Annotated in this window: 26 protein-coding genes; 12 read left to right on the top strand and 14 right to left on the bottom strand. The window is 69.9% G+C overall.

All coding sequences use genetic code 11. The features are described 5' to 3' along the window. Positions 1-22: 22 nt before the first annotated feature. On the top strand, positions 23-472 hold the full coding sequence (locus AB7878_RS14260; RefSeq protein WP_369494990.1) for a DUF6491 family protein: 450 nt from the start codon (positions 23-25) through the stop codon (positions 470-472). Between the two features lie 71 nt (positions 473-543). Here AB7878_RS14260 and AB7878_RS14255 read toward each other — a convergent pair whose 3' ends face one another. The 3 genes from AB7878_RS14255 to AB7878_RS14245 all read right to left on the bottom strand — a co-directional run bounded on the left by AB7878_RS14255 (position 544) and on the right by AB7878_RS14245 (position 3,766). Further along, on the bottom strand, positions 544-981 hold the full coding sequence (locus AB7878_RS14255; RefSeq protein ID WP_369494989.1) for a hypothetical protein: 438 nt from the start codon (positions 979-981) through the stop codon (positions 544-546). A gap of 83 nt (positions 982-1,064) precedes the next feature. Beyond that, positions 1,065-3,251 carry a bifunctional 23S rRNA (guanine(2069)-N(7))-methyltransferase RlmK/23S rRNA (guanine(2445)-N(2))-methyltransferase RlmL gene (gene rlmKL / locus AB7878_RS14250; protein WP_369494988.1) on the bottom strand — a complete coding sequence of 729 codons (2,187 nt, stop codon included), beginning with the start codon at positions 3,249-3,251 and terminating at the stop codon, positions 1,065-1,067. Then, positions 3,248-3,766, bottom strand: coding sequence for an alpha/beta hydrolase (locus AB7878_RS14245; RefSeq protein WP_369494987.1), 519 nt, complete (start codon positions 3,764-3,766; stop codon positions 3,248-3,250). The genes rlmKL and AB7878_RS14245 overlap by 4 nt, the downstream gene beginning before the upstream one ends. A 63-nt stretch (positions 3,767-3,829) precedes the next feature. Between AB7878_RS14245 and AB7878_RS14240 the strand changes: the two genes are divergently transcribed. The 8 genes from AB7878_RS14240 to AB7878_RS14205 all read left to right on the top strand — a co-directional run bounded on the left by AB7878_RS14240 (position 3,830) and on the right by AB7878_RS14205 (position 9,643). Continuing rightward, positions 3,830-4,420: an N-acetylmuramoyl-L-alanine amidase gene (locus AB7878_RS14240; RefSeq protein ID WP_369494986.1), complete on the top strand. Its 591-nt coding sequence runs from the start codon at positions 3,830-3,832 to the stop codon at positions 4,418-4,420. Continuing rightward, the gene (locus AB7878_RS14235; RefSeq protein WP_369494985.1) at positions 4,413-5,258 is read left to right on the top strand and encodes a helix-turn-helix transcriptional regulator; all 846 of its coding nucleotides are present in this window, start codon (positions 4,413-4,415) and stop codon (positions 5,256-5,258) included. The genes AB7878_RS14240 and AB7878_RS14235 overlap by 8 nt, the downstream gene beginning before the upstream one ends. Positions 5,259-5,333: 75 nt before the next feature. Beyond that, on the top strand, positions 5,334-5,477 hold the full coding sequence (locus tag AB7878_RS14230; RefSeq protein WP_369494984.1) for a hypothetical protein: 144 nt from the start codon (positions 5,334-5,336) through the stop codon (positions 5,475-5,477). Beyond that, positions 5,474-6,496, top strand: a complete 1,023-nt coding sequence (locus AB7878_RS14225; protein ID WP_369494983.1) for an alpha/beta fold hydrolase — start codon at positions 5,474-5,476, stop codon at positions 6,494-6,496. Before AB7878_RS14230 ends, AB7878_RS14225 begins: the two co-directional genes overlap by 4 nt. Continuing rightward, a complete protein-coding gene (locus AB7878_RS14220) occupies positions 6,493-6,867 on the top strand; it encodes an NAD(P)H-binding protein (RefSeq protein WP_369494982.1) in 375 nt (124 codons plus the stop codon). Before AB7878_RS14225 ends, AB7878_RS14220 begins: the two co-directional genes overlap by 4 nt. Before the next feature lie 732 nt (positions 6,868-7,599). Next, positions 7,600-8,466, top strand: a complete 867-nt coding sequence (locus tag AB7878_RS14215; protein WP_369494981.1) for an acyl-CoA thioesterase — start codon at positions 7,600-7,602, stop codon at positions 8,464-8,466. Between the two features lie 16 nt (positions 8,467-8,482). Beyond that, positions 8,483-8,875 carry a hypothetical protein gene (locus AB7878_RS14210; RefSeq protein ID WP_369494980.1) on the top strand — a complete coding sequence of 131 codons (393 nt, stop codon included), beginning with the start codon at positions 8,483-8,485 and terminating at the stop codon, positions 8,873-8,875. Positions 8,876-8,938: 63 nt separating this feature from the next. Then, positions 8,939-9,643, top strand: a complete 705-nt coding sequence (locus tag AB7878_RS14205) for an arginyltransferase (protein WP_369494979.1) — start codon at positions 8,939-8,941, stop codon at positions 9,641-9,643. 100 nt (positions 9,644-9,743) lie between these two features. On the opposite strand, the gene AB7878_RS14200 is transcribed toward AB7878_RS14205, so the two are convergent. From AB7878_RS14200 to purT, 3 genes are all read right to left on the bottom strand, one after another. Then, positions 9,744-10,121 carry an energy transducer TonB gene (locus AB7878_RS14200; protein WP_369494978.1) on the bottom strand — a complete coding sequence of 126 codons (378 nt, stop codon included), beginning with the start codon at positions 10,119-10,121 and terminating at the stop codon, positions 9,744-9,746. 14 nt (positions 10,122-10,135) lie between these two features. After that, positions 10,136-11,647 carry an FMN-binding glutamate synthase family protein gene (locus AB7878_RS14195; protein WP_369494977.1) on the bottom strand — a complete coding sequence of 504 codons (1,512 nt, stop codon included), beginning with the start codon at positions 11,645-11,647 and terminating at the stop codon, positions 10,136-10,138. Between the two features lie 157 nt (positions 11,648-11,804). Next, positions 11,805-12,986, bottom strand: a complete 1,182-nt coding sequence (gene purT / locus AB7878_RS14190) for a formate-dependent phosphoribosylglycinamide formyltransferase (RefSeq protein WP_369494976.1) — start codon at positions 12,984-12,986, stop codon at positions 11,805-11,807. A gap of 144 nt (positions 12,987-13,130) precedes the next feature. Between purT and AB7878_RS14185 the strand changes: the two genes are divergently transcribed. Then, positions 13,131-14,705: a transglutaminase domain-containing protein gene (locus tag AB7878_RS14185; protein WP_369494975.1), complete on the top strand. Its 1,575-nt coding sequence runs from the start codon at positions 13,131-13,133 to the stop codon at positions 14,703-14,705. A 26-nt stretch (positions 14,706-14,731) separates the two neighbouring features. Here AB7878_RS14185 and AB7878_RS14180 read toward each other — a convergent pair whose 3' ends face one another. After that, positions 14,732-15,094 carry a hypothetical protein gene (locus tag AB7878_RS14180; RefSeq protein WP_369494974.1) on the bottom strand — a complete coding sequence of 121 codons (363 nt, stop codon included), beginning with the start codon at positions 15,092-15,094 and terminating at the stop codon, positions 14,732-14,734. A 50-nt stretch (positions 15,095-15,144) separates the two neighbouring features. Continuing rightward, positions 15,145-15,525, bottom strand: a complete 381-nt coding sequence (locus tag AB7878_RS14175; protein ID WP_369494973.1) for a DUF423 domain-containing protein — start codon at positions 15,523-15,525, stop codon at positions 15,145-15,147. A gap of 67 nt (positions 15,526-15,592) precedes the next feature. Between AB7878_RS14175 and AB7878_RS14170 the strand changes: the two genes are divergently transcribed. Both AB7878_RS14170 and AB7878_RS14165 read left to right on the top strand, forming a co-directional pair. After that, the gene (locus AB7878_RS14170) at positions 15,593-16,207 is read left to right on the top strand and encodes an SCO family protein (protein WP_369494972.1); all 615 of its coding nucleotides are present in this window, start codon (positions 15,593-15,595) and stop codon (positions 16,205-16,207) included. Then, positions 16,204-16,653 carry a copper chaperone PCu(A)C gene (locus tag AB7878_RS14165; RefSeq protein WP_369494971.1) on the top strand — a complete coding sequence of 150 codons (450 nt, stop codon included), beginning with the start codon at positions 16,204-16,206 and terminating at the stop codon, positions 16,651-16,653. Before AB7878_RS14170 ends, AB7878_RS14165 begins: the two co-directional genes overlap by 4 nt. A 108-nt stretch (positions 16,654-16,761) precedes the next feature. Here the strand turns inward: AB7878_RS14165 and AB7878_RS14160 are convergent, their stop codons facing one another. From AB7878_RS14160 to AB7878_RS14135, 6 genes are all read right to left on the bottom strand, one after another. After that, complete coding sequence (locus AB7878_RS14160) at positions 16,762-17,649, bottom strand: cytochrome c oxidase assembly protein (RefSeq protein ID WP_369495779.1); 888 nt, start codon at positions 17,647-17,649, stop codon at positions 16,762-16,764. A gap of 64 nt (positions 17,650-17,713) precedes the next feature. Next, on the bottom strand, positions 17,714-19,627 hold the full coding sequence (locus AB7878_RS14155) for a GldG family protein (protein ID WP_369494970.1): 1,914 nt from the start codon (positions 19,625-19,627) through the stop codon (positions 17,714-17,716). Positions 19,628-19,629: 2 nt separating this feature from the next. After that, entirely contained in the window at positions 19,630-20,364 is a 735-nt protein-coding gene (locus AB7878_RS14150) for an ABC transporter permease subunit (protein ID WP_369494969.1), read from the bottom strand. Next, a complete protein-coding gene (locus AB7878_RS14145; protein WP_369494968.1) occupies positions 20,361-21,302 on the bottom strand; it encodes an ABC transporter ATP-binding protein in 942 nt (313 codons plus the stop codon). Before AB7878_RS14145 ends, AB7878_RS14150 begins: the two co-directional genes overlap by 4 nt. A 206-nt stretch (positions 21,303-21,508) precedes the next feature. Beyond that, positions 21,509-22,840, bottom strand: a complete 1,332-nt coding sequence (locus AB7878_RS14140) for an SRPBCC family protein (protein ID WP_369494967.1) — start codon at positions 22,838-22,840, stop codon at positions 21,509-21,511. A 296-nt stretch (positions 22,841-23,136) separates the two neighbouring features. Further along, positions 23,137-23,778 carry a response regulator gene (locus AB7878_RS14135; RefSeq protein WP_077482853.1) on the bottom strand — a complete coding sequence of 214 codons (642 nt, stop codon included), beginning with the start codon at positions 23,776-23,778 and terminating at the stop codon, positions 23,137-23,139. Between the last annotated feature and the right edge of the window lie 60 nt (positions 23,779-23,838).

Raw genomic sequence — 23,838 nt, 5'->3', positions numbered from 1 at the left:
CATCCGCTGATGAGGTGTACCCATGAAACCCGCCTTGACCGGTCTTTTCGCGCTCTCGCTCGCGGTCGCCGCGAACGCCGCGTCCGCCCAGACGAAATCCAAAGCCCCCGCCTACACTCCGCTGCGCCCGGTCGCCGACTGCCTGCGCACCGACCGCATCAACGAATGGCACATCGTGGATCCGCGCACCGTCACCGTGCGCACCGGCCCCGACCGCTACCTGGTGAAGCTGCAGGTCGCCTGCCCGCGGCTGAGCTACGGGCCGCCCACCCTGCTGTTCCACTCCAATCCGGCGAACCAGGCGGTGATCCCGTTCAGCATTTGCGGCGAAGCCGGCGAATCGGTGCGCGCGCTGCAACAGCCGCCCTGCCCTATCCAGTCGGTGCGCAAGATCGACAAGGCCGAGTTCGACAAGCTCAGCGCGCACGCCAGCCGCAGCGGCAGCGGCGCCGACCAGCCGCTCAAGCCCTGAATCCGCTACGCCCGGTCAAACGAAAAGAGCCCGGCATTGCCGGGCTCTTTGGCTTGGGCGGTCGGCGACGATCAATCGCCGTCGTCGCCATCGTCACGCACATAGCGCGTGGGGTAGCCGTTGTCGTAGATCACGGTACGGGTCACCACGCGGCGCGTCACTACCGGCGCGTCTTCGTAAACCACCGTGGGGGGGCCGTAGACCACCGGGGCAGGGGCGTAATAAGCCGGCCGCGGCGCCAGTGCGTCGCTGACCACGCCAGCTACCACGCCGGTGACGATCGCGCCGGCGATCCAGCGGCCGCCGCTCCAGTAGCCACCGCCATGACGGTAGTAGCCGCCGTGATAGCCGCCGCGTCCCCAACCGCCGTCGTGCCAGCCGTGATGGCCCCAGCCGCCACCATGGCCCCAGCCATCGTGATCGTGCGCGGAGGCGCTCAGCGGCATCGCCACCGCGGCGGCCACGGCCAGACCGATCGCCATCCACTTGCCGACATTGCGCTTGGACATGAGATGCACCTCCGTTGATTGCGGTATGGATGCTGAGTCCGAGGCACTTAATGCCTACTGAAGCGATTCCTATAAGCAAAACCTCAGCGTTTGATCCGTGACGCATCCCATGGATTGGCCGCGGCCGGCGCCCGCTTCGGCCGCAACAGCCAGCAACCGTGGATGTCGGCGCGGCGGGCGAAATCGAACGGGATGCTGGCCGCGCTCCAGTCCTCGATATCGAAACGCTCCGCCAGCGCCGCCTCGTCCAGCTTGAAGCGCCGGAAGTTGTTGGAGAACACGATCACGCCGTCGTTCGCCAGCCGCTCGCCGCAGGCGTCCAGCAGCGCCGCGTGGTCGCGCTGCACGTCGAAATCCTCGGCGCGCTTGGAATTGGAGAAGGTCGGCGGGTCGACGTAGATCAGCCCGTAGTGCGCGCGATCCTGGCGCAGGAAAGCCATCGCGTCGGCCTGCATCAGCCGGTGCTTCGCGCCGGTGAAGCCGTTGAGTGCGAGATTGCGCGAGGCCCAGTCGAGATACGTCGCGGAGAGGTCGACGCTGGTGGTGTCCTTCGCGCCGCCCGCCGCCGCATACACGCTGGCGGTGGCCGTGTAGGCGAACAGGTTGAGGAAGCGCTTGTTCGCCGCCAGCTCGCGCAGCCTGGCGCGCACCAGGCGATGGTCGAGGAACAGGCCGGTGTCGAGGTAGTCGGTGAGGTTGACCAGGAACTTCAACCCGCCCTCGTCCACTTCGACGAACTCGCCGCGCTGGTCGAACTGGCCGTACTTGGAGCCACCCTTGCCGCGCTCGCGAGTCTTGATCGCGATGCGCTCGCGCGGCACCGCGAACACCTCGCCGGCCACGCGGGCGGTCTCGCGCAGGCGAATGCGCGCCGTCTCGGCAGGCACCTCGGCCGGCGCACGGTATTCCTGCACGTGCAGCCACGGCTCGCCACCGTCTTTCGCGTAGACGTCGATGGCGGCGGCGTACTCGGGCAGATCCTGGTCGTAGGCACGCCAGCAGGCGATGCCTTCGCGCACGAGCCGCTTGCGCAGGTGCTTGAGGTTTTTCTCCAGCCGGTTCTTCAGCATCTGCGCGCCGGCGGAGAGCGGCTTCGGCTCGCGCGGCGCTTCGTCGCGCGCGCGGATCTCGAACGTGAGCAGCTGGGTTTCCAGCGCGCCGTTGTAGAGCGCGTACTTCTTTTCCGCGTGCAGGCCCAGCGCACGGCCCAGTTCCGCGTCGCCCGCCAGCACGGCGGCGCGCCAGCCGGGGAACTGCGTGCGCAGGCGCTCGCCCAGCGCGTGGTACAGCGCGGGCATCTGCGCCCGCTCGCCCAGCCGCTCGCCGTAGGGCGGATTGGTGATGACCAGGCCGCGCTCCACACCGGCCGGCGGCTCGACATGCGCCACGTCGCGCTTCTCCAGCACGAGGAAGCCGGCCACGCCGGCCCCCTGCGCGTTGCGCTTGGCGGTCTGCACCATGCGCGGATCGGCGTCCGAACCGAAGAAGCAGGGGCGCAAGGCCTTCAGCCCCGTTTCGGCGCGCTGGCGCGCCTCGTCCAGCAGGCTGCGCCACAGCGCGAGGTCGTGCTGCTGCCAGCCGAGGAAGCCGTAATAGTCGCGGCGCCAGCCCGGCGCCACGTCGGCGGCCATCAGCGCGCCTTCGACCAGCAAGGTGCCGGAGCCGCACATCGGGTCGAGCAAGGCGCCACCTTGCACGTAGACCTCCGGCCAGCGCGCACGCAGCAGCATCGCCGCGGCGAGGTTCTCCTTCAGCGGCGCCTCGCCCTGCACCTCGCGCCAGCCGCGGCGGTGCAGCGGGCTGCCGGCGAGATCCAGCGACAGCGTGGCGCGATCGCGCTTCAGGCGCAGGTTGAGGCGCACGTCGGGTTCGTCGGTGTCCACGCCGGGACGGGTGCCGCCCTGCTGGCGGAACTGGTCGACTACGGCGTCCTTCACCCGCTGGGCGATGAACTGGCTGTGCGTGAGCTTGCTCAGCGCGGTGTGCGCATCCACCGCCAGGGTGGCATGCGCGGCGAGGTGCGTGGACCAGTCGATCGCCTGCACGCCGGCATACAGCGCCTCGTCCGTCGCCGCATCGAACTCGACCAGCGGCAGCAGGATGCGGCTGGCCAGTCGCGACCACAGGCAGGCGCGGTAGGCGGTTGCCAGCGGGCCCTCGAAATGCACGCCGGCCAGCGCCTCGCGCACCTCCGTCGCGCCGAGCTGCACGAGTTCGTCGCGCAACAGGTATTCCATGCCCTTCGGGCAGGTGGCAAACCAACGGCTCATGCCAGCGCCCCCAGCAGGATGCCGAACTGCGCGGCGATCGTGTCCATGCTGGCCAGCAGGCGATGGTCGTCGTCCAGCAGCAGCAGCGGCAGCCGGCGACGCGCGGCGAAGGCCTGCACGCCTTCCACCGGACACAGCTCGTCGCGCCAGCCGTGAACCAGCAGCGTGGGCACGTTGGCCCGAAGCTCCAGCGCCTGCGCGCAGCCGGGGATCGCCGGCGGCGTGGCGAGCAGGAACAGCGCCGCGACCGGCACTTCCAGCGAGGCCAGCGCGGAGGCGAACGCGCCCATGCTGGAACCCACCAGCACCGGCGGCGACTCGCAGGCGGCGATGACCTCGCACAGTTGCGCCACGCGCGGCGCGACCGCCGCGGCGTAACCGTGGCCGTCGTGCACGCGGAAATCCGGCCGCTGCGTGCGCCAGCCCATCGCCTCGGCCCAGTCGGCCAGCGCGCTGATCTTGGTGGCGCCCGGACCGGAATCCGAACCGTGCGAAAGAATGATCTGGCCGCGCATGGCGGTCTCCGGTACGGGCTGCAAGGCGCCCATGATAACCGGCCACCGTGCGAGACTTCGCGCATGCCGACCATCCATGACCAGCCCCTGCCCTACGCCGCGAAACTGCCCGAGCGCCCCGCTGCCGCGGTGACCCTGGTGGTGATCCACTGCACCGAGCTGCCCGACCTCGCGACGGCCCGCGAGTACGGCGAGAAGGTGCTGTACGACAGCGGCGCCGGCAACAGCGGCCACTACTACGTCGACCGCGACGGCACGACGTACCGCTACGTGCCCGGCACCCGCGTGGCGCACCACGTGCGCGGCTGGAACCCGCAGTCCATCGGCATCGAACTGGTGAACACCGGCCGCTACCCCGACTGGTTCGACTCGCGCCGTCAGACCATGACCGAGCCCTACCCTGCCGCGCAGATCGATGCCCTGCGCGCGCTGCTGGCGCAACTGCGCGAGGAATTCCCGGGCCTGCACGAGATCGCCGGCCACGAGGACCTGGACACCGCCCGGGTGGCGGCCAGTGACGACCCCGCGCGGACCGTGCCGCGCAAGCTCGATCCCGGCCCGCTGTTCCCGTGGGACGCCATCGTCCCCGCCTGCGGCCTGGAGCGGCTTCGCCAGACCGCACCGAACTCGCCCCGGCTCGCGCCGCATGCCTGAGTTCACCGTCCAGCCGCTGCTGCAGTCGGCCACTGTCTCGGCGCACGACGTGCATTGCCGTGGCGAGTGCCGCCATCGCAGTGCCGAGGAATGCGCAAGCGCCACCCAGCTCGTGTTTCCCTACCGCGGCCTGTTCCTGCGCCACGTGGGCAACACGCAGTCGGTGGCCGACGCCAACCATGTGCTGTTCTTCAATGCCGGCCAGGGCTATCAGGTCAGCCATCCCGCGACCGGCGGCGACGCCTGCCTGTCGCTGTCGATCTCGCAGCCGCTGCTGCGCGAACTGGCGCCGGCCGAGCTGCTGCAGCGGCGCGACATCCCCGTGTTCCACGGCCAGTCGCTGCGCATCGACGAGCGCGCCCAGGTGCTGGTGGCGCTGCTGCGCCACAGCCTGCACAACGGTGCCATCGAGCCACTGGAAGCCGAGAGCCTGGCCCTGACCCTGGTATGCCGCAGCCTCGGCCCACGCACCACCCGCGCGCCCGGCGCCACCCACGCACGGCAACGGCTGGTGGACCGGGCCAAGCTGCTGCTGGCCAGCGACCTCACCCGGCGCTGGACGCTGGCGGAGATCGCGGCGGAAGTCGGCGGCTCGCCGGTCTACCTCACCCAGGCCTTCCAGCAGGTCGAGGGCCTGCCGCTGTACCGCTACCACCTGCGCCTGCGCCTGGCACGCGCGCTGGACCTGGTGGCCGACTGCGAAGATGTCGCCGCGCTGGCGCTGGACCTGGGCTTCTCCAGCCACAGCCACTTCAGCGCCGCGTTCCGCCAGGCCTATGGGCGCACGCCCAGCGAGTTCCGCCAGGCGACGCTGCCCCCGGGTACCGCGAAGAGCTAAAGATCCTGACAGCCGCCGACAGCGGCCCATGGTCTCCTGTGCCTGCCCGATCACGGGCATCACCGGAGCACCACCATGCAAGCGAAAGAAGCCACCTGCGCCGCCTGCGACTACCCGCTCGACGGCAACGCCATCGAGGTAACCATCGGCGGCCGCACCGTCGAGGTCTGTTGCGAAGAATGCGCGCAGAAGCTGCGCGAGGCGGCAGCACAGTCGTGAGCGGCGAAATCCTTTCGTTCGCTGCACGGCCCGCGGCGCCGGATCCAGGCCGGCGCCGCTTCCTCGCCCTGGCCACGGCCGCCTGCGCGGCCGGCATCGCCGGCTGTGCCCGCTGGCCGCGCGCCACCGCCGCAAACGCCCCGGCGATGGATGCCGCGTCGTTCCACGCCGCACGCCGCTACACACACACCCCGTTCGGCGACATCGCCCACGTCGAGCGCGGCAGCGGGCCGGCGGCGCTGTTCCTGCACGGCTTCCCGCTCAACAGCTTCCAGTGGCGCGGTGCGCTGGGAAGGCTGGCACCGTACCGGCGTTGCATCGCGCCCGACTTCCTCGGCCTGGGCTACACCCGGGTGGCCGAGGGGCGGTCGTGTGCGCCCGCCGCGCAGGTGGCGATGCTGGTCGCCCTGCTCGACGCGCTGGGCATCGAGAGCGCCGACGTGGTCGCCAGCGACAGCGGCGGCGCGGTGGCGCAACTGCTGGTTGCCCAGCACCCGGAGCGCGTGCGCAGCCTGCTGCTGACCAACTGCGACACCGAACAGGATTGCCCGCCGCCGGCCATGCTGCCGGTGATCGAGCTGGCCAAACAGGGGCGCTTCGTCGACGACTGGCTGGGCCACTGGTATCGCGACCACGCCCTGGCGCGCTCGGCCGCCGGCATCGGCGGCATGTGCTATGCCGATCCCGCGCATCCCAGCGACGAGGCCATCGACACGTATTTCGCGCCGTTGCTGGCGTCGCAACACAGCCGCGATCTGGCGCACGCCTACGCCATCGCGCTGGAGCACAACGCGCTGGCCGGCATTGGTCCCGCGTTGGCGCGCACCCGCATGCCGGTGCGCATCGTCTGGGGCGACGCCGACACAATCTTTTCCCCCGGCGACGCCGGCTTCCTCGACCGTGCCTTCGGCCACTCGCAGGGCGTGCGCCGGCTGCCCGACAGCAAGCTGTTCTGGCCCGAGGAACGCCCGGACGTGATCGCCGAAGAAGCACTCGAACTCTGGAGGGAACACGCATGAACGCCGCCCGCCCCGATCGCATCGCGGTATACGGCGCCTACGGCCACACCGGCCGCTTCGTGCTAGCCGAACTGCGCCGCCGCGGCTTCGTGCCGGTGGCCTGCGGGCGAGACGCGGCGAAGCTGGCGGCGCTGGCCGCGGCCACCGGCGTCGAAACCCGCGTCGCCGACGTCGACGATCCCGCCGCGCTGGACGCCGCCTTCGCCGGCACCGCCGCCGTGCTGCTCTGCGCCGGACCTTCATGGACACCTCGGCACCCGTGCTCGACGCAGCGCTGCGCGCGCGCATCCACTACCTCGACGTGGCGGCCGAGCAGCGCGCGGTGGCCGACACCCTCGCGCGCGACGCCGAGGCGCGGGCCGCGGGCCTGACGGTGCTGCCCGCAATGGCCTTCTACGGCGGCCTTGCCGACCTGCTGGCCAGCGCCGCGCTCGATGGCGCCAGCGACGCGGATGCGGTGGACATCGCCGTCGCGCTCGACGGCTGGCACCCCACGCGCGGCACTCGCATCACCGGCGAGCGCAACCGGCATCCGCGCAGCTACATCGAGCACGGACGCACGCTCCACCTGCCCGACCCGGCGCCAGTACGCACCACGGACTTCCCGGTGCCGTTCGGACGGCAGGAAACCGTGCTGCTCACGCTGTCCGAGGCGGTGCTGGTGCCGCACCACATCGCCTGCCGCAACCTGCACGCATGGATGAACCTGGCCCCGTTGCGTGACCTGCACGATCCGGCCACGCCGGCGCCGGTCGCCACCGACGACAGCGGACGCTCCGCGCAGCGCTTCATGGTCGACGTGCGCGTGCGCCGTGGCGCACACCACGGCCGCGCCACGGCCAGCGGGCGCGACATCTATGCCGTCACCGCGCCGCTGCTGGCCGAGGCGCTGCAGCGCATCCTCGACGGCCGGGTCCGCGGCTGCGGGGCACTGGCCGCCGGGCAGGCGTTCGACGCGCGCGATTTCCTGGCTGCGTTGGCGCCTGCCGGCGTCGCGGTGGCGCTGGAGGCAGTGACTGTGGCGGAGGCGGCCGCGTCCGGCTCCTGACGCGGCCCCGGCGGGCGCCCCGGTATACTGGCGAATCCCCCGCCAAGGACCCGCCATGCGCGAAGCACACGTCAACGAACTGGTCGAGCTGCTGCAGCTCGAACGGCTGGAGGACAACCTGTTCCGCGGCCAGAGCCGCGACATCGGTACGCGCTTCGTGTTCGGCGGCCAGGTGCTGGGGCAGGCGCTGTCGGCGGCGCAGCGGACCGTCGACCCGTCGCGCGAGGCGCATTCGCTGCACGCCTATTTCCTGCGCGCGGGCGACATCGACGCGCCTATCGTCTACAGCGTGGAGCGCGCCCGCGACGGCGGCTCGTTCTCGTCGCGGCGGGTGCTGGCGATCCAGCACGGCCAACCCATCCTGAACGGCTCGATTTCGTTCCAGGTCCCGGAAAAGGGCTTCGAGCACCAGACCGCGATGCCGGAGGTGCCCGCGCCGGAAGACGTGGAACCGATGCGCCCGCTGCCGCCGGAGGAGCTGGCCAGGCTGCCGGTGAAGCTGCAGCGCTGGTTGGGCATCGACGGCCCGTTCGAGTTCCGCCTGGTGTGGCCGCGCGACGAGATGCACCCGGTGAAGCGGCCGCCGATCCAGCACATCTGGTTCCGGCTCACCGCGCCGGTCGCGGACTCGGCGATCCTGCATCGCGCCCTGCTCGCCTATGCCTCGGATTTCCACCTGATCGGCACCGCCACGCTGCCGCATGGAATTTCCTACATGACCCGCAACGTGCAGATGGCCAGCCTCGACCACGCGCTGTGGTTCCACCGCCCGTTCCGGGTGGACGAGTGGCTGCTGTACTCCTTCGACAGCCCCACCGCCCAGGGCGGCCGCGGCCTGGCGCGCGGGCAGATTTTCAGCCGCGACGGCCGGCTGGTCGCCTCCACCGCGCAGGAAGGCCTGATCCGCCTGCGCGGCGAATAGGAGCCAAGGAGCAGCCATGCGCCAGATCTACACCTCGCCCCGCCCCGAAAACATCGACCGCGTGGTCGCCCTGATGGCCGAACACGGCATCGAGGCCACGGTGGAGAACCGCTCCAGCTGGCGGAAACCCGGCCACCGCCGCTTCAGCTACCAGGAGCCGGATACCGACCGCAGCCACTGGGAGCAGGTGTGGATCGCCCGCGCCGACGACTACACCCGCGCCCGCGCGCTGCTGCGCGAGCTGGGCATCGAACCGGTGATCCGTCACGGCCAGGAGCTGGCCGAGGCGCGCAGCCCCACGCCCCAGGCCCGGCGCCGGCACGCGGTGGCGCGGGTGCGCCGCATCGTGCTGCTGGCCATCCTGGGCATCGTCGCGATGATGACGCTGCGCTATCTGCACGTGATCTGAGCGTTCGCAAGGGTTTGCGCCACGCGGCGTGCGCGCGCCGTGTCTTCCGGCCTAGAATCGGGCATGCGCTCCGAACACGTCCGCCTGTTCCAGACCCTGCCGCACGCCTGCGGCTACTACGCCGAGCGCACGGCGCAGAACCTGGTGATCGATCCGGCCGCGCCGCAGCTGGACCGGCTGTACGGCCCGGCGCTGGAACGCGGCTTCCGCCGCGCCGGCGGGCACCTGTACTTCCCGCACTGCCCGGAATGCCGCGCCTGCACGCCCTGCCGCATCGACGCGCTGCACTTCGAGGCCGACCGTTCGCAGCGACGCTGCCTGAAGCGCAACGCCGACCTGGCGGTGACCGAATGCCAGGCCGGCTACAACGCCGAGCGCCATGCGCTGTACGAGAACTACCTGCGCAGGCGCCACCCCGGCGGCGGCATGGACGAGGCCGACGCCAGCGACTTCCGTCGCTTCCTCACCGCGCCGTGGAGCCCCACCGTGTTCCTGGAATTCCGCCTGCGCGAGCGCCTGCTCGGCGTGGCGGTCACCGACGTCTGCCGCAGCGGCCTGTCGGCGGTCTACACCTTCTACGATCCCGACGAGGAAGCCCGCGGCCTCGGCACCTTCGCCATCCTCAAGCAGGTGGAACTGGCCCGCCACCGCAACCTGCCCTGGGTGTACCTGGGCTTCTGGATCGAAGGCCATCCGAAGATGGACTACAAGCGACGCTTCCGGCCGTTGCAGCTGCGCACGGCCGAGGGCTGGCAGGCGATGCCCTGAGCCTGCGGGTCTCTCCCCCGAGCCCACTCGAAAAAGAGCGGCTCACACTGCTGCCACGCCGACAACGTGCATTGCATCTGTCTCCGATGCTGCGTTCCACTCAGTGACCGGCATCGGGAAAAGGCGGCGCCTTATCCACGACGGCGCGAAAAACCAGCATATGCCAGCCGCCGCGCGCAGCCGGCTTGAATCGGTATGCTTCAAGCGCTCGCCGAGCTGCCACGATCATCAGGTAATCGCGAGACGATTCTTCTTCCGTGATGTTCTTGGCATGTCCGTCAGCGTCGATACTGAATGCGAATCTGACGCACGCGGGGCGACCTGATTTGGTCGGCATTTCACCCACCAGATCATCCTTCAAGGCAACTCGCTGCACTATCAATGCTTCCGTGTCGCGCAGCTTCTGCATGTACTTCGCAGCGCCACAGTCGTAAGGCGCAGCTTGAGTTGCAAGCGCCAAGGCCAGCATAAGCATCATGACCTTCCCTCATTTCAATCCGATTGCGGCACCACCGGATACGGAAACAGCTTCACCAGCGGCACCGAGATGCCGTCGTCGCCGACCACGCGGCAGTGCGTGCGGTCGAGCTGGCGCGGGTCGTCGACGCCGCAACTGTGGGCGATGATGCCCACCTCGTGCATCACGTTGCGCGCGTAGTTCGCCACCTTCTCGCTCTTGTCGGTCACCACCAGGCCGCGCTGCAGTTTCGGGTCCTGCGTGGTGATGCCGGTGGGGCAGGTGTTGCGGTTGCACTGCAGCGACTGGATGCAGCCCAGCGCCAGCATGAAGCCGCGCGCAGAGTTGACGAAGTCCGCGCCCACCGAGAGCGCCCAGGCTACGTCGTAGGCGGTGATGCGCTTGCCCGAGCAGATCACCTTGATGCGCTCGCGCAAGCCCTTGACGATCAGCGTGTCGAGCAGCGCGGGCAGCGCCTCGTGCAGCGGCAGGCCCACGCCTTCCATCAGGGTCTGCGGCGCGGCGCCGGTGCCGCCTTCGGAGCCGTCCACGATGATGAAGTCCGGCGCGCTCTCGATGCCGCGCTTGTGCACCTCGTCGCACAGCTCCTCGATCATGCGCATGTCGCCGAACACCGCCTTGAAGCCGGTGGGCTTGCCGGTGAGTTCGCGGATGTGGCGGATGGCGTCCATCAGTTGCGCCACGTTCGCGATGTCGAGATGTCGGTTCGGGCTCTGCGAATCCTGCCCCACCGGGATGCCGCGAATCTCGGCGATCTCCGGCGTCACCTTGGCCGCCGGCAGCAAGCCGCCCATGCCGGGCTTCGCGCCCTGGCCGAGCTTGATGCTGACCATCTTCACCTGCGGGTGCGCGCAGATCGCCGCGAGCTTGCCGTCATCGAGCTGGCCGTCGCTCGTGCGCACGCCGTACTTCGCGGTGCCGATCTCGAAGATGATGTCGCAGCCGCCTTCGAGGTGGTACGGCGCGAGGCCGCCCTCGCCGGTGTCCATCCAGATGCCGGCCTTGGCCGCGCCGTGCGACAGCGCGCGCACCGCCGGCGCACCGAGCGCGCCGAAGCTCATCGCCGAGATGTTGAAGAACGCGGCGTGGTCGTAGGGCTCGCGCGCATACGGGCCGATGCGCACCGGCTTCGGTTCCACGTGGTGGTCGCCCAGCGACGGGAACGCCGCATTGACGAAGAACGGCACGCCCTCGCCGCGCAGGTCGCGGGTGGAGCCGAACGCGTTGGTGTTCTCCGCGTTCTTCGCCGCGCGGTACACCCACACGCGCTGGGCGCGGTTGAACGGCAGCTCCTCGCGGTCGCTGGAGAACAGGTACTGGCGGAAGAACTCGCCCAGGCGCAGGAAGCCGTAGCGGAAGTGGCCGATCACCGGGAAGTTGCGCAGCACCGCGTTGGCGGTCTGGTTGCGGTCCACTACCCACACCGCCGCGATCACCACCACGGCCACCACCAGCAGCAACACGAACAGCGCCGCGAACGTTTCCACCAGCACCACCAGCCAGTGCGCGAAACCCGTCGATTCCATGTGCGACTCCCGTGTGTTGCGTGGAAATGCTGATCGCGTCGAGCGTAGCTCGCGTGGTGGACGAACGCGAGGAGCAGCCATGCATGGCTGCTCCCTGGTGCGCGAGGAAGTCGAAACGCGCGGTTCTTCCTCTCCCTGGCGGGAGAGGGAAAGATCGTTACAGCTCCACGCGCAGCTGCGCCGCCGCACGCACGGCCTTCGCACGCGCCGCCTCGATGTCGGCGTCGCGCGCCAGCGTCACCGCCATGCGCCGGCGGCCCTTCACCTCGGGCTTGCCGAACAGGCGCAGCTGGGTGTCCGGCTCGGCCAGCGCGGTCGCCACGCCGTGGTAGCGCGGCGCGCGGCCCTCGCCTTCCACCAGCACCGCGCACGAGGCCGAGGGGCCGAGCTGGCGGATCACGGGAATCGGCAGGCCGAGGATCGCCCGCGCATGCAGCGCGAACTCCGACAGGTCCTGCGAGATCTGCGTGACCAGGCCGGTGTCGTGCGGGCGCGGGCTGACCTCGGAGAAGATCACGTTGTCGCCCTTGACGAAGAACTCCATGCCGAACACGCCCCAGCCGCCCAGCGCGTTCGACACCGCCGCGGCCTGGCGCTGCGCCTCGGCCAGCGCCTTGCCGCTCATCGGTTGCGGCTGCCACGACTCGCGGTAGTCGCCGTCCTCCTGGCGATGGCCGATCGGCGCACAGAAGCTGGTACCGCCCTGGTGGCGCACGGTGAGCAGGGTGATCTCGTAGTCGAAGTCGACGAAGCCTTCCACGATCACCCGGCCCTGCCCCGCGCGGCCGCCGGACTGCGCGTAGTCCCACGCAGGCTGCAGTTCGGACTCGTTGCGCACGATGCTCTGGCCCTTGCCCGAGGAGCTCATCACCGGCTTGATCACGAACGGGTAGCCGATGTCGGCCACGGCGCGGCGGTAATCAGCCTCGTTGTCGCAGAAGCGGTAGGCCGAGGTGGGCAGCTCCAGTTCCTGCGCGGCCAGCCGGCGGATGCCCTCGCGATCCATCGTCAGCCATGCGGCGCGCGCGGTGGGGATCACGTGCAGGCCTCCGCGCTCCATTTCCACCAGGGTGGGCGTGTGGATCGCCTCGATCTCCGGCACCACCAGATCGGGATGCTCGGCCTCGATCACGCGGCGCAGCGCGGCGCCGTCGAGCATGTCGATCACGTGGCTGCGGTGCGCCACCTGCATCGCCGGCGCGTCGGCGTAGCGGTCCACCGCGATCACCTCCACCGCGTAGCGCTGCAGCTCGATCGTCAGCTCCTTGCCCAGCTCGCCGGAACCCAGCAGCAGCACGCGCACGGCATGGTCGGAATGGGGCGTGCCGAAGGGTTTCATGGACGTGCTCCGTCGTTGGGCGGGAGCGCATTGTAGGCGTAGCGCCGTGGCTGTCGCGTCGGCGCAAGATTTTGCTGCGCCGCGCATTGACCGCGCCCGCGCCGCGGCTTCCACTGGCCGCACCCGTCCCCGCGGAGCCATCCCATGGGTCGTCCGAACGCCTTGTTCCGGCTGGCGCTGTGCCTGGCCTGCACGTTCGTCGCGACGACTCGCGCGCAGGCTCCCGCCGCCAGCGCGGCAAGCAGCCCGACAACCAACCCGCCAACCAGCGAAGACACCTGGATGAGCGTGCTGCTCGGCGGCCGCAAGATCGGCAGCCTGCACGTCGAGCGCCAGCGCGAAGGGCAGACGGTGACGACCACCCAGACGCTGTCCATCCTGCTGACCCGCAACGGCAAGAGCATCCCGCTGGGCAACACCAGCCGCAGCGTGGAAACGCCGGACGGTCGGCCGCTGGGCTTCGGCGCGCGTACCACGATGTCGGCGATGGACAGCGTGGTCGAAGGCACGCGCCTGCCCGACGGCCGCTTCCGCGTCGACATCACCGTGGGCGGCGCCACGCGGCAGGAAACCATGGACTGGGCCGCCGGCGCCCTGCTCGCCGAGGGTCAGCGCCTCGCCATGCTGGACGCCGGCCGGCAGCCCGGCCGGCACTACCGGCTGACCATGTTCGACCCGGCCAGCCGGCAGGTGCTGGACGTCGACACCGAGGTGCTCGGCGAGGAGACGGTGCAGCTGCCGGGCGGCGCGGAACGCCTGAGCCACCAGCGCCAGATCCTGCACCAGGCGCGCGGCGAGCAGGTGCTGGACCTGTGGCTGGATGCGCAGGGCCGGGTGCGCAAGGGGCTGCTCGGCATGCTGGGCAGCCGCATGGAAATGCTGGCTTGCGACCGCGCCTGCGCGCAGGCGCCGGCACAGGGCGTGGACATGTTCCGCGCCGCGATGGTGGACTCGCCGCGCGCGCTGACGCCGAACCTGCGCACCACCTCGCTGCGCTACCGGGTACACGTGGACGGCGACGCGACGCAGCCGTTCATCGACACCGACGAGCAGCGCGTCATCCCACTCGGCCATGGCGACTGGCAGATCGACACCGGCGGCCCCCACGTGCACGGGCAGCCGCCGCCGCAACCGGGCGACCTCGCGGCCAACGCCTGGCTGCAATCCGATGCCCCGATCATCCGCGAGCTGACCGCCAAAGCGATCGGCAACGCCGGCACGCCCGTGCTGAAGATGCGCCGGCTGCGCAACTTCGTCAGCGGCTACATCACCCAGCACGGACTGGACGTGGGTTACGCCTCAGCGCTGGAAGTGGCGAACCACCGCCAGGGCGATTGCACCGAATTCGCCGTGCTGCTGGCGGCGATGGCGCGCGCCGCAGGCGTGCCCGCGCGCGTGGTCACCGGCATGGTCTACACCGACCGCTACGGCAACGCCGCGCGCGTGTTCGTGCCGCACGCCTGGGTGCAGGCATGGACGGGCCAGCGCTGGCAAAGCTACGACGCCGCGCTGCGGCACTTCGACAGCACCCACCTCGCACTGGACAGCGGCGATGGCGACCCCTGGCACTTCTACGGCGTCACCGATCTGTTCGGCCGCCTGCGCATCGACAGCGTCAAGTCGGTCACCGAACTCTTCGACGCGCCGATCGACAGCGCGCCCGCCTCGCCCGCGGGCACCGCCGGCAACGGCGTCGGTTCCGGCGGCGGCAACGGCTGATGCGGCGGCATGCCCGGCACGCCCGCTCAACGCGTGCCGGACATCGCCACCGTCAGTTGCGGCAAGCGGAGTTCGCTGCGCGTCCCGTCGTCGCCCACCACGTACAGGCGCCCGTCGCGCCTGGCCAGGGTGGCGATGTCACCCACCGTGCGGGCGTCGAGCCGGTGCAGCAGGCGGCCGTCGGCCGCGTCGTACACGCTCAGCTGGTCGGCTTCGTCGTCGGCGGCCAGCAGCCAGTCGTGGCCGGCATCGTGCCAGCGCATCAACTGCCCCGAGCCCGACGGCGGATGCGCCAGGCCGAAGCCGCCCGACACGATCGCCAGCAGGCCCGCCCACAGGCCGAGGGCAGGCCACCAGGAGCGCGGGGACGAGGGCGCGACGGCATGCATGCAGACATGCTCGCGCCCCGGCATGACACGCGCGTGACGCCGTGCTCGCGTCAGTCCTTGCCCCGACGCAGCGCCATACCCAGCGCGATCCAGCCGACCACGAACGCCACGCCGCCGAACGGCGTGACGATGCCGGTCCAGCGCGGCGCGCCCAGGGCCAGCGCGTACAGGCTGCCGCAGAACAGCACGATGCCGCAGGCGAACGCGATCACTGCACAACGGCCGGCGCGCCCCGCGCCGAGCCCCACCGCGAGCACCAGCGCCAGCGCATGCCACGCGTGGTATTCCACCGCGGTGTGCCACAGCTCGCGATGGGCGGGATCGAGTACGCCGCGCAAGGCGTGCGCGCCGAACGCACCGAGCAGCACCGCGCTGGCGCCGGCGAGGCCGACGAGCAGGCCAGAGGAGGATCGGACAGTTTGTCGCAGCATGGCCGGACTCCGGAAACAGGTGGTCGCGCAGCGTATGCTTGGACGCTTGCAGTCCACGGATTCTCGCATGAAGTTCCCGCGCCTCCTGCGTCTCGCCCTGCTCCTGCTGCCGCTGACCGGCGCCCTGCTGCTGGCCGGCTGCCATCGCGACGCGCTGCCGTTCAAGCTGACCAACATCAGCGGGCACATGCCGGATCTGCAATTCCAGCTCACCGACGACAACGGCAAGGCGGTGAGCGCCGCGGATTACCGCGGCAAGGTGCTGCTGCTGTACTTCGGCTACACGCACTGCCCCGACGTGTGCCCGCTGACCCTGGCCCAGCTGCACGTGGCGCTGCAGAAGCTGGGCAAGCCGGGCGACGGGGTGCGTATCTTGTTCGTCAGCGTCGACCCCGCGCGTGACACGCCGGCGGTGCTGCACGCCTACGTCAACGCCTTCGACAAGCGCGCAGTGGGTCTCACCGGCAGCCCGCGCGCGATCGAGGCGCTGAGCAAGCGCTACCGCTCGGCGTTCACCCGCGAACCTTCCGGCAAGGACGGCAACTACGAGGTCACCCACAGCTCGGCGATCTACGTGTTCGACCGCGACGGCCGCGCCCGCGTGCTCTCCACACCCGGCACGCCGCAGGACGACCTGGTGCACGACCTGCAGCTGCTGCTGGGCACGGGGACTTCCGCATGAAGCACATCGTCCTGCCGCTGCTGCTCGCCGGCCTGCTCGTCGCCGGCCTCGCGCATGCCGCCACCGGGCACGTGACCGCGAGCCACGCCTGGATCCGCGTGCTGCCCGGCACGCTGCCGGCCGGCGCCTACGTCGTGCTGCGCAACGACGGCGACATGCCGGTCGCGCTGACCGCTGCCGGCAGCCCCGCCTACGGCGAGGCGATGCTGCATGAAAGTTCGCGCGCGGGCGGCGTGAGCCGCATGACGATGGTCGACGCGCTGGCGATCCCCGCCCACGGCACACAGGTACTCGCACCCGGCGGCTACCACCTGATGCTGATGGACGCGAAACAGCCGGTGCGGCCCGGCGACACCGTGCGCATCACGCTGAAGTTCGACGACGGCTCCACGCTGCCGGTGGATTTCATCGCCCGTCCGGCGAACGCGCTGGACGACCGGGGCTAGCCATGGCGGGAGCGCGCCGGGAAGAAGGGAGTGAGTGAACAGGAGTGAGAAGTGAGTGAGGAGCAGAGTCCGCTGTTTCTCAAGCTTGCCCTATCTCGTCGCTCCTCTTCACTCACCACTCGCTGTCGCGCGCAGGGTGCGCGCCTGCGATGCCGCTGCACGTTCCTGCCAGGTCTTGCGCGGCAGGCGTCCGCTGCGCGACAGCCGCAGCCACTGGCGCAGCGCCAGCAGACCGCCGATCGATTCCAGCAACGCCGCCGGCACCCAGGTGATCACCCCGCCGATCATCTGGCCGGTGAGCACGTTGAAGGTGAACGCGCGCCCGCAGATCTCGAAGATCGGGTAGAGGTCGCTGCGCGAGAACGTGACGATCGCGCCGGCGAGGATCTGCGGCGCCATCGTGATGCCGGGCGACAGCACGCGCATGCCCGCGCCCATGCGCCCCGGCGGGTGCGGCCGGTGGTCGAGGATCAGCGACCAGTAGACGAAGCCCGAGAGCAGCATCGTCCAGTTCATGAAGCGGTAGACGCGCCAGTCCAGCATGGCCAGCGTCTGCATGGCCGGCACCAGCCAGATCAGCACGAAGAACACGAACAGCACCGAGGCCAGCAGCGGCTGGAACAGCACGCCGCTGACGGCGCGCCACGGCCACGAGCGCCGCAGCGGTTTCAACCAGCGCACGCGCCAGCGCCGCGGCAGGCCCGCGCGCAGCACGCTGGCGGGGAACGAGGCGCAGATCAGCAGCGGCGTGAGGTGGTGCAGCAGCAGCTGCTGCAGCCGGTGCACGAAGAACTCGTGCTCGGCATAGAAATCCAGGTAGGTCTGCAGCGTGAGCCAGATGATCGCCATGCCGACCCAGAACGCCGCGCGACGGGCGCGACTCACGCGCAGGCGCCGGCTGCCGCGCCAGTACAGCACGCCGGCCACGAGGAAGCTCGCGAGGAACACCCACGAGAACTCCCAAGGCACGATCCATTTCAGCAACGTCGCCATCAGTCCAGCATAGCGCCGGCAGTGGCGCGCCCATTGCGGCGGATTGCCGCCCGCGGCGCCGGCATGTTCACGGCCGCCGCCGGTTGCGGCGGGTGCGACGCCAGCCGTACAGCAGGCCCAGCAGCGCCACCAGCGCGGGCACCACCACGATGTTGATCACCTTCAGGCGCAGGCCCAGCGCGTCGATCTCGGCGTTGAGCTGGTGCTGCACGTCGCGCAGCTCCTTGTTGATCGCCAGCTGGCGCTGGCGGAACTGCTCGATCTCGCGCCGCTGCTCGGTGCTGACGTTGCCGCCGTGGCCGCCCTTGCCCGGCTGCAGCTCCTCCAGCCGCTGCCGCGTTTCGGCCAGCTCGCGTTCCAGCTCCTGTTCCTTCTGCAGGAATTTCTGGTCGGCCACGTTGCGCAGCGCCTCCACACGGGTGAACGGCCGCTGCGAGGTGGAACGGCCGCGGACCGACAGCAGCGCCGAGGAACCGCTGAGGTTGTCCACCAGGTTGCTGACGAACTCGCCGTTGTTGGCGAACGGCCGCATCATGACCTGGCCCAGGATGGTCTGCGGCTCCACCCACAGCCGGTCGCTGAGCAGGTCGGTGTCGGCGACCAGGATCACCTCGTCGCCGGCGGCCGAGCGCGCCAGGTGGCCGGGCTGTTTCGCGCGCTCGGGAAACGCGCTGGCGAAGCTGCCGCGCAAACGCGCGGCGAACACGTAGTTGGTGTTGTCCGGCTTGTAGTCCTGCAGCAGCAGGGCCGGGTTGTCGCTGGCCTGCAGCACCCGCACCGCCGGCACCGCCTCGGCATCGGCGCTGCTCTGCAGCAACGGGATCAACCGCGCGCTCGCGTTCGGGGCGAGGTCGAAGTGGCCGGCGGTGGACAGGTCGATGCGCTGCAGGCTCGCGGTGACCACGTCGCCGTGGTTGAGCTGCTGCGCGTCCAGCCCCAGCATCGCCGGATGGCTGACGTTGGTGCCGTTGAGCTCGATGGTCAATGCGTGCGCGCGGTCCAGCACCACCTCGTGCGGGTCGTAGCGCACGCCCCAGGCCGCGAACAGCCGCGGCAGGTTCGAGCTGTGGTCGGGCAGCGTGCCGCTGGCGGGATCGCCCGGCGTGTCGTCCAGTTCCGCATCCGGGTCGACGAACACCACCAGGCGGCCACCGCGCAGCACGTACTGGTCGATCGCGTACAGCGCGTCCGTCGGCAGGTTCTTGGGATGGATCAGCAGCAGCACGCGGATGTCCGCGCCGACCTGCTTGAGCCGGTCCGGATTGATCGTCTTCACCTCGAACAGCTGGGCCAACTGCTGCATCGCCACCCATGGCTGTTGGCCCAGCACCGGGTTGCCCTCCACCGGCAGGGAACTGATCACGCCGATGTGCGGCTTGTTGACCTGGTTGAGCTCGTACAGCAGCTTTGCGATGTCGTATTCGAGGAAGGATTCGCGCGCCGGATCGAAGAACGGGATCGCCAGCGCGCGCTCCGGTGCGGCCTCGGCCGTCTCGCCGTCAGCGCCGCCGGCCAGCACGCTGCCGGCCAGGCCGAAGAACACCCGCTCGCCGTTGCTGCCGCCGCTGGCCGGGGTGAGCCCCGCGCCTTCGGCGCTGGCCTCGTCGTCGGAGTACGGCACCGGGTCGACCACCGCGAGCTGCACGCGCCCGTGCGAGCGGGCCGCGATCTCCTGCAGCATGTCGCGCACGCGCTGCTCGTAGCTGCGCAGCTTGGGCAGGTCGCGGGTGGCGTGCTCGGAGAAGTACAGCGTGAGGCGCAGCGGCCGCTGCAGGCGGTCGACGATTTGCACCGTGCCGGACGAGAGCGTGTACAGCCGGTCGGCGGTGAGGTCGATGCGCCGCGTGCGCAACCAGTGTCCGCTGGACACGATCAGCGACACGGTGACCAGGGTCAGCAGTACCAGCGCCGTGTACAGCGTGGCGCGCCGGTTCCAGCGCAGCGGCGTGGTGAATACGGGAGGAAGACGCAGGCGGCCCATCGTCAGCGCACCCGCTTCAGTTCGAGCAGCAGTACGCCGGCGATCAGCCAGCCGACGATGCTGAGCACGAAGTAGGCCAGGTCGCGCAGGTCGAGCACACCGCGCGCGATCGCCTCGAAGTGCCGCAGCATGCTGAGGTAGGCCAGCGCATTGATCAGCCGGCGCGGCAGCGCGCCGGAGAAGAAGTCCAGCACCTGCGGCTGGCCGGCCAGGATCAGCAGCACGCACACCGTGGCGGTGAGCACGAAGGCCACCACCTGGCTGCGCGTCAGCGCGGACAGGCAGGCGCCGATCGCCACGAAGCTGCCGGCCATCAGCCAGCTGCCCAGGTAGCCCGCGAAGACCACCCCGTTGTCGGGCGCGCCGAGGTAGTTCACGGTGAGCCAGATCGGGAAGGTCAGCGCCAGCGCCAGCCCGATGAACAGCCAGGCGGCGAGGAACTTCCCGAGCATCGCCTGCCACAGCGTCAGCGGCAGGGTCAGCAGAAGCTCCAGCGTGCCGCCCTTGGCCTCCTCCGCCCACATGCGCATGGTCACCGCGGGCACCAGGATCAGGTACAGCCAGGGATGCACCACGAAGAACGGCTGCAGGTCGGCCTGGCCACGTTCGTAGAAGTCGCCCGTGTAGAACGTGAGGATGCCCGCCAGCACCAGGAAGATGACCAGGAACACGTAGGCCATCGGCGTCACGAAGAAGCTGCGCAGCTCGCGCCGCAACACCGCGTTGACCGGGCTCATGCGCTCGCCCCCACCCCGTCCTGCGCGGTGGTGATCTGGCGGAACACCTCGTCCAGCCGCCCGCGTTCGAGCTGGATCTCGGAAACTTCCAGCCCCTGCTCGCGCAGCAGCTGCTCCACCGGCTCCAGGATGCGGGCGCCCGACTTCGGAAACACGGTGATGCGCCCATCCAGCGGATCCACCTCGATCGAAGCCACCTGCGGCAGCCGGCCCAGCATCTCCTGCGAGACCCCGCTGCCCGGCGCGCTGAACGACACCGCGCCGTGGTAGCGCGAACGCGCCTCCAGTTCGGCCGGCGTGGCGTCGGCGAGCAGCTTCCCGCGCGCGACGATCACCACGCGGTTGCACAGCGCATGCACCTCTTCCAGCAGGTGCGTGGAGATCAGGATCGTGCGCTCGCGCGCCATCGCGTCGATCAGCTGGCGCACGGTGTGTTTCTGGTTGGGATCGAGGCCGTCGGTGGGCTCGTCCAGCATCAGCACCGGCGGATCGTGCAGGATCGCCTGGGCCAGCCCCACGCGCCGGCGCAGCCCCTTGGACAGCGTGTCGATGCCGGCCTCCAGCACGTCCTCCAGCTGCAGCCAGCCCACCACCTCGTCGAAGCGGCGGTGCCCCACCTCGGCGGTGAGCTTGCGCATGCGCGCGATGAACACCAGGAACTCGCGCACCGTCATCTCGCCGTAGCTGGGCGCGCCCTCGGGCAGGTAGCCCAGCGCGCGGCGCGCGGCCAGCGGCGCGCGCTGCACGTCGTGCCCGCAGACCCGCGCGGTGCCGCTGGTGGGTGCGAGGAAACCCGCGATCATGCGCATCGCGGTGGACTTGCCGGCGCCGTTCGGCCCGAGCAGGCCCAGCACCTGGCCGGGTTCGGCGCGGATGCTCAGCGCGTCCACCGCGGTGAGCTGGCCGTAGCGGCGGGTGAGTCGTTCGGTCTCGATCATGGATGGGCGGGCGGCGGGATCACCTGCAATGTACCGCAAGCGTGCGGGAAGGTTCCGGCGCATCGGCAGCGGTCCAAGCACAAAACGGCAGGACTGCCGTTTTGCACGTCCGCAGGACGCTCGCAAAGGTGGCGCACACGGATGTGCGCCATAAAAACGAAAGGCCCTTCCGGAGAAGGGCCTTTCGATGAAACGAGAAGCGGGGCTCAGTGGCTGCTGGCGGGGGCCGGGGCGGTGCTCGCCGGGGCCGGCGCACTGCCGGCAGCGGCCGGGCCTTGCACTTCCAGCGTCGGCTGCTTGATGCCGGCGGCCTGCTCCGGAGTCTGGTCCGGCGCGTTGGTGATCGGCAGGTACACGTCGAATTCGGCGTAGCTGGTGATGTTGCCCTGCGCGTCCTTCAGTTCCGGCTTGGCCAGGATGTCGTACATGCGGTTCACCACGTCGTCGAACTTGTAGCCGTGGGTCAGCGCATAGGCCTTCAGCATGTCGCGGGTCTGCGGCACGCCGGCGGCGGTACCGTTCCACACGCCTTCCAGCGCGGCGCCGCCGAACGCCAGGGTGGCGCGCACGTCGCCGTCGACGATCAGGCGGCCGAACTTGTCGTGGTCGCCGGGGTTCAGCGCGGCCGGGGCGGCCGGGGTCGCGGCGGTGCCGGCGTCGGCCGGGGCGCTGCTGTCCAGCGCGGGCGGTGTCGGCGCGGTGAGCTGCTGGGTCTGGCCGTTGACGTTGACGGTGCTGGAATCGATCGGCATCGCCACGTCGAAGGTGTAGGTGGTGTCGCCGTAGTTGGTGGTGAAGATGATGCGCGGGCCGGTGACGTTCACGCCCAGCTTCTTCGCCGTGGCCTGGATCTGCGCCACCGCCTTGTTGACGGTGTCGGCCAGGCCCTCGATGCCGTCCTTGCGCTGGATCGAGGCCGGCACCAGCAGCACCGGGGTCTGCTCGGTCTGGCGGATGTACGGGATCAGGTCGCCGTAGCTGACGTTCGGCACCGAGGCCAGCACGTTCTGCAGGCTGTTCAGGCCGAACTCGATGAACGAGTCGGGATCGCCGTGGATGTACAGGTTGGCGAAGCGGTTCACCAGGTTCCAGCCGTACTTCACGTCATACGACCAGGTGATGTTGGTGAGCTGGTTGCGGCTACCCTGGCGCTCCAGGTCGAGGGTGAAGGCCTTGTCGTAGCCCTTCCAGCCGTTGTCCAGGTCCCACACGATCTTCGCGCTCTTGGCGGTGCCGTCGACCTTGTTGAAATCCGGGGTGGCGCTGTCGATGGTCAGCGAGCCGCTGCCCACGCGGGGATCGCTGCTGGTCCAGCTCACCTCGGCACCGGGGCCGAAGGCCTTGCCAGACCAGTTGTACTTGACGTGCGCATCGTACGAGTTCAGCACCGAGAACTCGGGCAGGCGGCGGAAATTCGCGAGCACGTCGTAGACCTGGCGCATGTCCTTGCCGACCACCAGCGAACGCTCGATGTGGCCGCTGCCGGGCATGATCACCGCGGCCAGCACGCCGATGCCGATGACGATGGCGCAGGCCATCAGAAATTCAAGAACACGAACACGCATCATTCCAGGGTCTCCGAGCGTCTGTACGCGGTACTCAGGTGTTGCCCCAGCCGTCGCGCGGGCCTTGCTGCGGCTCGATCGCGGGGAGATGACCGGGGGTCGGCAAACGCCGAAGGACTGGATGTTACTTGCTCATGCGCCGGAACGCCATCGGGTTCCGGCATGCCGTATGGACGGCTGCAAGGCCTTGTTGCGGCAGGCTTGCCGGACCGCGCCGGACGCTGCGCCGCAGCATCCGCGGGCGCATGGAAGCGCCGGCGCGCGGTGGCTCAGACGATGCCCAGCTCCAGCGCCTTCAGCACGGCGCGGGTGCGGTCGCGCACGCCCAGCTTGGAGAGGATGTTGGAGACGTGGTTCTTCACCGTGCCCTCGGCCACCTTCAGCGAGTTGGCGATTTCCTTGTTGGAGTAGCCGCCGGAAAGCAGGCGCAGGATCTCGGTCTCGCGTTCGGTCAGCGGATCGGGCTGCTCCAGGCTGGTGAACTGGTTCTGCATGCGCCCCACCCCGGCCAGCAGGCGCTGGGTGACCATCGGCGCCACCAGCGAGCCGCCCGCGGCCACGGTGCGCACCGCCTCCACCAGCTGCTCCAGCGAGACATCCTTCAGGAGATAGCCGCGCGCGCCGGCCTTCAGCCCCTGCAGCACCAGCTGGTCGTCGTCGAAGGTGGTGAGGATGATGGTGGGCGGCAACTCGTTGCGCGCGGCGAGCGCCTGCAGCACTTCCAGCCCGCTCATGTTCGGCATGCGCAGATCCAGCAGCACCACGTCGGGCTTGACGCGGGGGATCTCCTGCACCGCCTGCGCGCCGTCGGCGCACTCGGCCACCACGCGGATGTCCTGGGCCAGATCGAGCAGCGAGCGCACACCCTGGCGCACCAGGTTCTGGTCGTCGACGAGACAGACGGAAATCATCGCGGATCCTCGAAGCGGTCGTCGTTCCGGTGCGGCATCGAACGACAGGGGAAACAATGC

It is taken from the genome of Rhodanobacter humi, from assembly GCF_041107455.1.
GTDB lineage: Bacteria > Pseudomonadota > Gammaproteobacteria > Xanthomonadales > Rhodanobacteraceae > Rhodanobacter_A.
Note: the sequence above shows the minus strand (reverse complement) of the source record. Positions and strands in the feature narration are given on the sequence as shown.

Excerpts from the sequence above, each read along its gene's own strand:
- AB7878_RS14210 (WP_369494980.1), top strand. The coding sequence starts at position 8,483 with ATGCGCCAGATCTACACCTCGCCCCGCCCCGAAAACATCGACCGCGTG.
- AB7878_RS14145 (WP_369494968.1), bottom strand. The coding sequence starts at position 21,302 with ATGATCGAGACCGAACGACTCACCCGCCGCTACGGCCAGCTCACCGCG.
- AB7878_RS14260 (WP_369494990.1), top strand. The coding sequence starts at position 23 with ATGAAACCCGCCTTGACCGGTCTTTTCGCGCTCTCGCTCGCGGTCGCC.
- rlmKL (WP_369494988.1), bottom strand. The coding sequence starts at position 3,251 with ATGAGCCGTTGGTTTGCCACCTGCCCGAAGGGCATGGAATACCTGTTG.
- AB7878_RS14255 (WP_369494989.1), bottom strand. The coding sequence starts at position 981 with ATGTCCAAGCGCAATGTCGGCAAGTGGATGGCGATCGGTCTGGCCGTG.
- AB7878_RS14240 (WP_369494986.1), top strand. The coding sequence starts at position 3,830 with ATGCCGACCATCCATGACCAGCCCCTGCCCTACGCCGCGAAACTGCCC.
- purT (WP_369494976.1), bottom strand. The coding sequence starts at position 12,986 with ATGAAACCCTTCGGCACGCCCCATTCCGACCATGCCGTGCGCGTGCTG.
- AB7878_RS14245 (WP_369494987.1), bottom strand. The coding sequence starts at position 3,766 with ATGCGCGGCCAGATCATTCTTTCGCACGGTTCGGATTCCGGTCCGGGC.
- AB7878_RS14195 (WP_369494977.1), bottom strand. The coding sequence starts at position 11,647 with ATGGAATCGACGGGTTTCGCGCACTGGCTGGTGGTGCTGGTGGAAACG.
- AB7878_RS14185 (WP_369494975.1), top strand. The coding sequence starts at position 13,131 with ATGGGTCGTCCGAACGCCTTGTTCCGGCTGGCGCTGTGCCTGGCCTGC.
- AB7878_RS14170 (WP_369494972.1), top strand. The coding sequence starts at position 15,593 with ATGAAGTTCCCGCGCCTCCTGCGTCTCGCCCTGCTCCTGCTGCCGCTG.
- AB7878_RS14150 (WP_369494969.1), bottom strand. The coding sequence starts at position 20,364 with ATGAGCCCGGTCAACGCGGTGTTGCGGCGCGAGCTGCGCAGCTTCTTC.
- AB7878_RS14235 (WP_369494985.1), top strand. The coding sequence starts at position 4,413 with ATGCCTGAGTTCACCGTCCAGCCGCTGCTGCAGTCGGCCACTGTCTCG.
- AB7878_RS14220 (WP_369494982.1), top strand. The coding sequence starts at position 6,493 with ATGAACGCCGCCCGCCCCGATCGCATCGCGGTATACGGCGCCTACGGC.
- AB7878_RS14200 (WP_369494978.1), bottom strand. The coding sequence starts at position 10,121 with ATGATGCTTATGCTGGCCTTGGCGCTTGCAACTCAAGCTGCGCCTTAC.
- AB7878_RS14155 (WP_369494970.1), bottom strand. The coding sequence starts at position 19,627 with ATGGGCCGCCTGCGTCTTCCTCCCGTATTCACCACGCCGCTGCGCTGG.
- AB7878_RS14175 (WP_369494973.1), bottom strand. The coding sequence starts at position 15,525 with ATGCTGCGACAAACTGTCCGATCCTCCTCTGGCCTGCTCGTCGGCCTC.
- AB7878_RS14215 (WP_369494981.1), top strand. The coding sequence starts at position 7,600 with ATGCGCGAAGCACACGTCAACGAACTGGTCGAGCTGCTGCAGCTCGAA.
- AB7878_RS14135 (WP_077482853.1), bottom strand. The coding sequence starts at position 23,778 with ATGATTTCCGTCTGTCTCGTCGACGACCAGAACCTGGTGCGCCAGGGT.
- AB7878_RS14205 (WP_369494979.1), top strand. The coding sequence starts at position 8,939 with ATGCGCTCCGAACACGTCCGCCTGTTCCAGACCCTGCCGCACGCCTGC.
- AB7878_RS14230 (WP_369494984.1), top strand. The coding sequence starts at position 5,334 with ATGCAAGCGAAAGAAGCCACCTGCGCCGCCTGCGACTACCCGCTCGAC.
- AB7878_RS14180 (WP_369494974.1), bottom strand. The coding sequence starts at position 15,094 with ATGCATGCCGTCGCGCCCTCGTCCCCGCGCTCCTGGTGGCCTGCCCTC.
- AB7878_RS14140 (WP_369494967.1), bottom strand. The coding sequence starts at position 22,840 with ATGGCCTGCGCCATCGTCATCGGCATCGGCGTGCTGGCCGCGGTGATC.
- AB7878_RS14165 (WP_369494971.1), top strand. The coding sequence starts at position 16,204 with ATGAAGCACATCGTCCTGCCGCTGCTGCTCGCCGGCCTGCTCGTCGCC.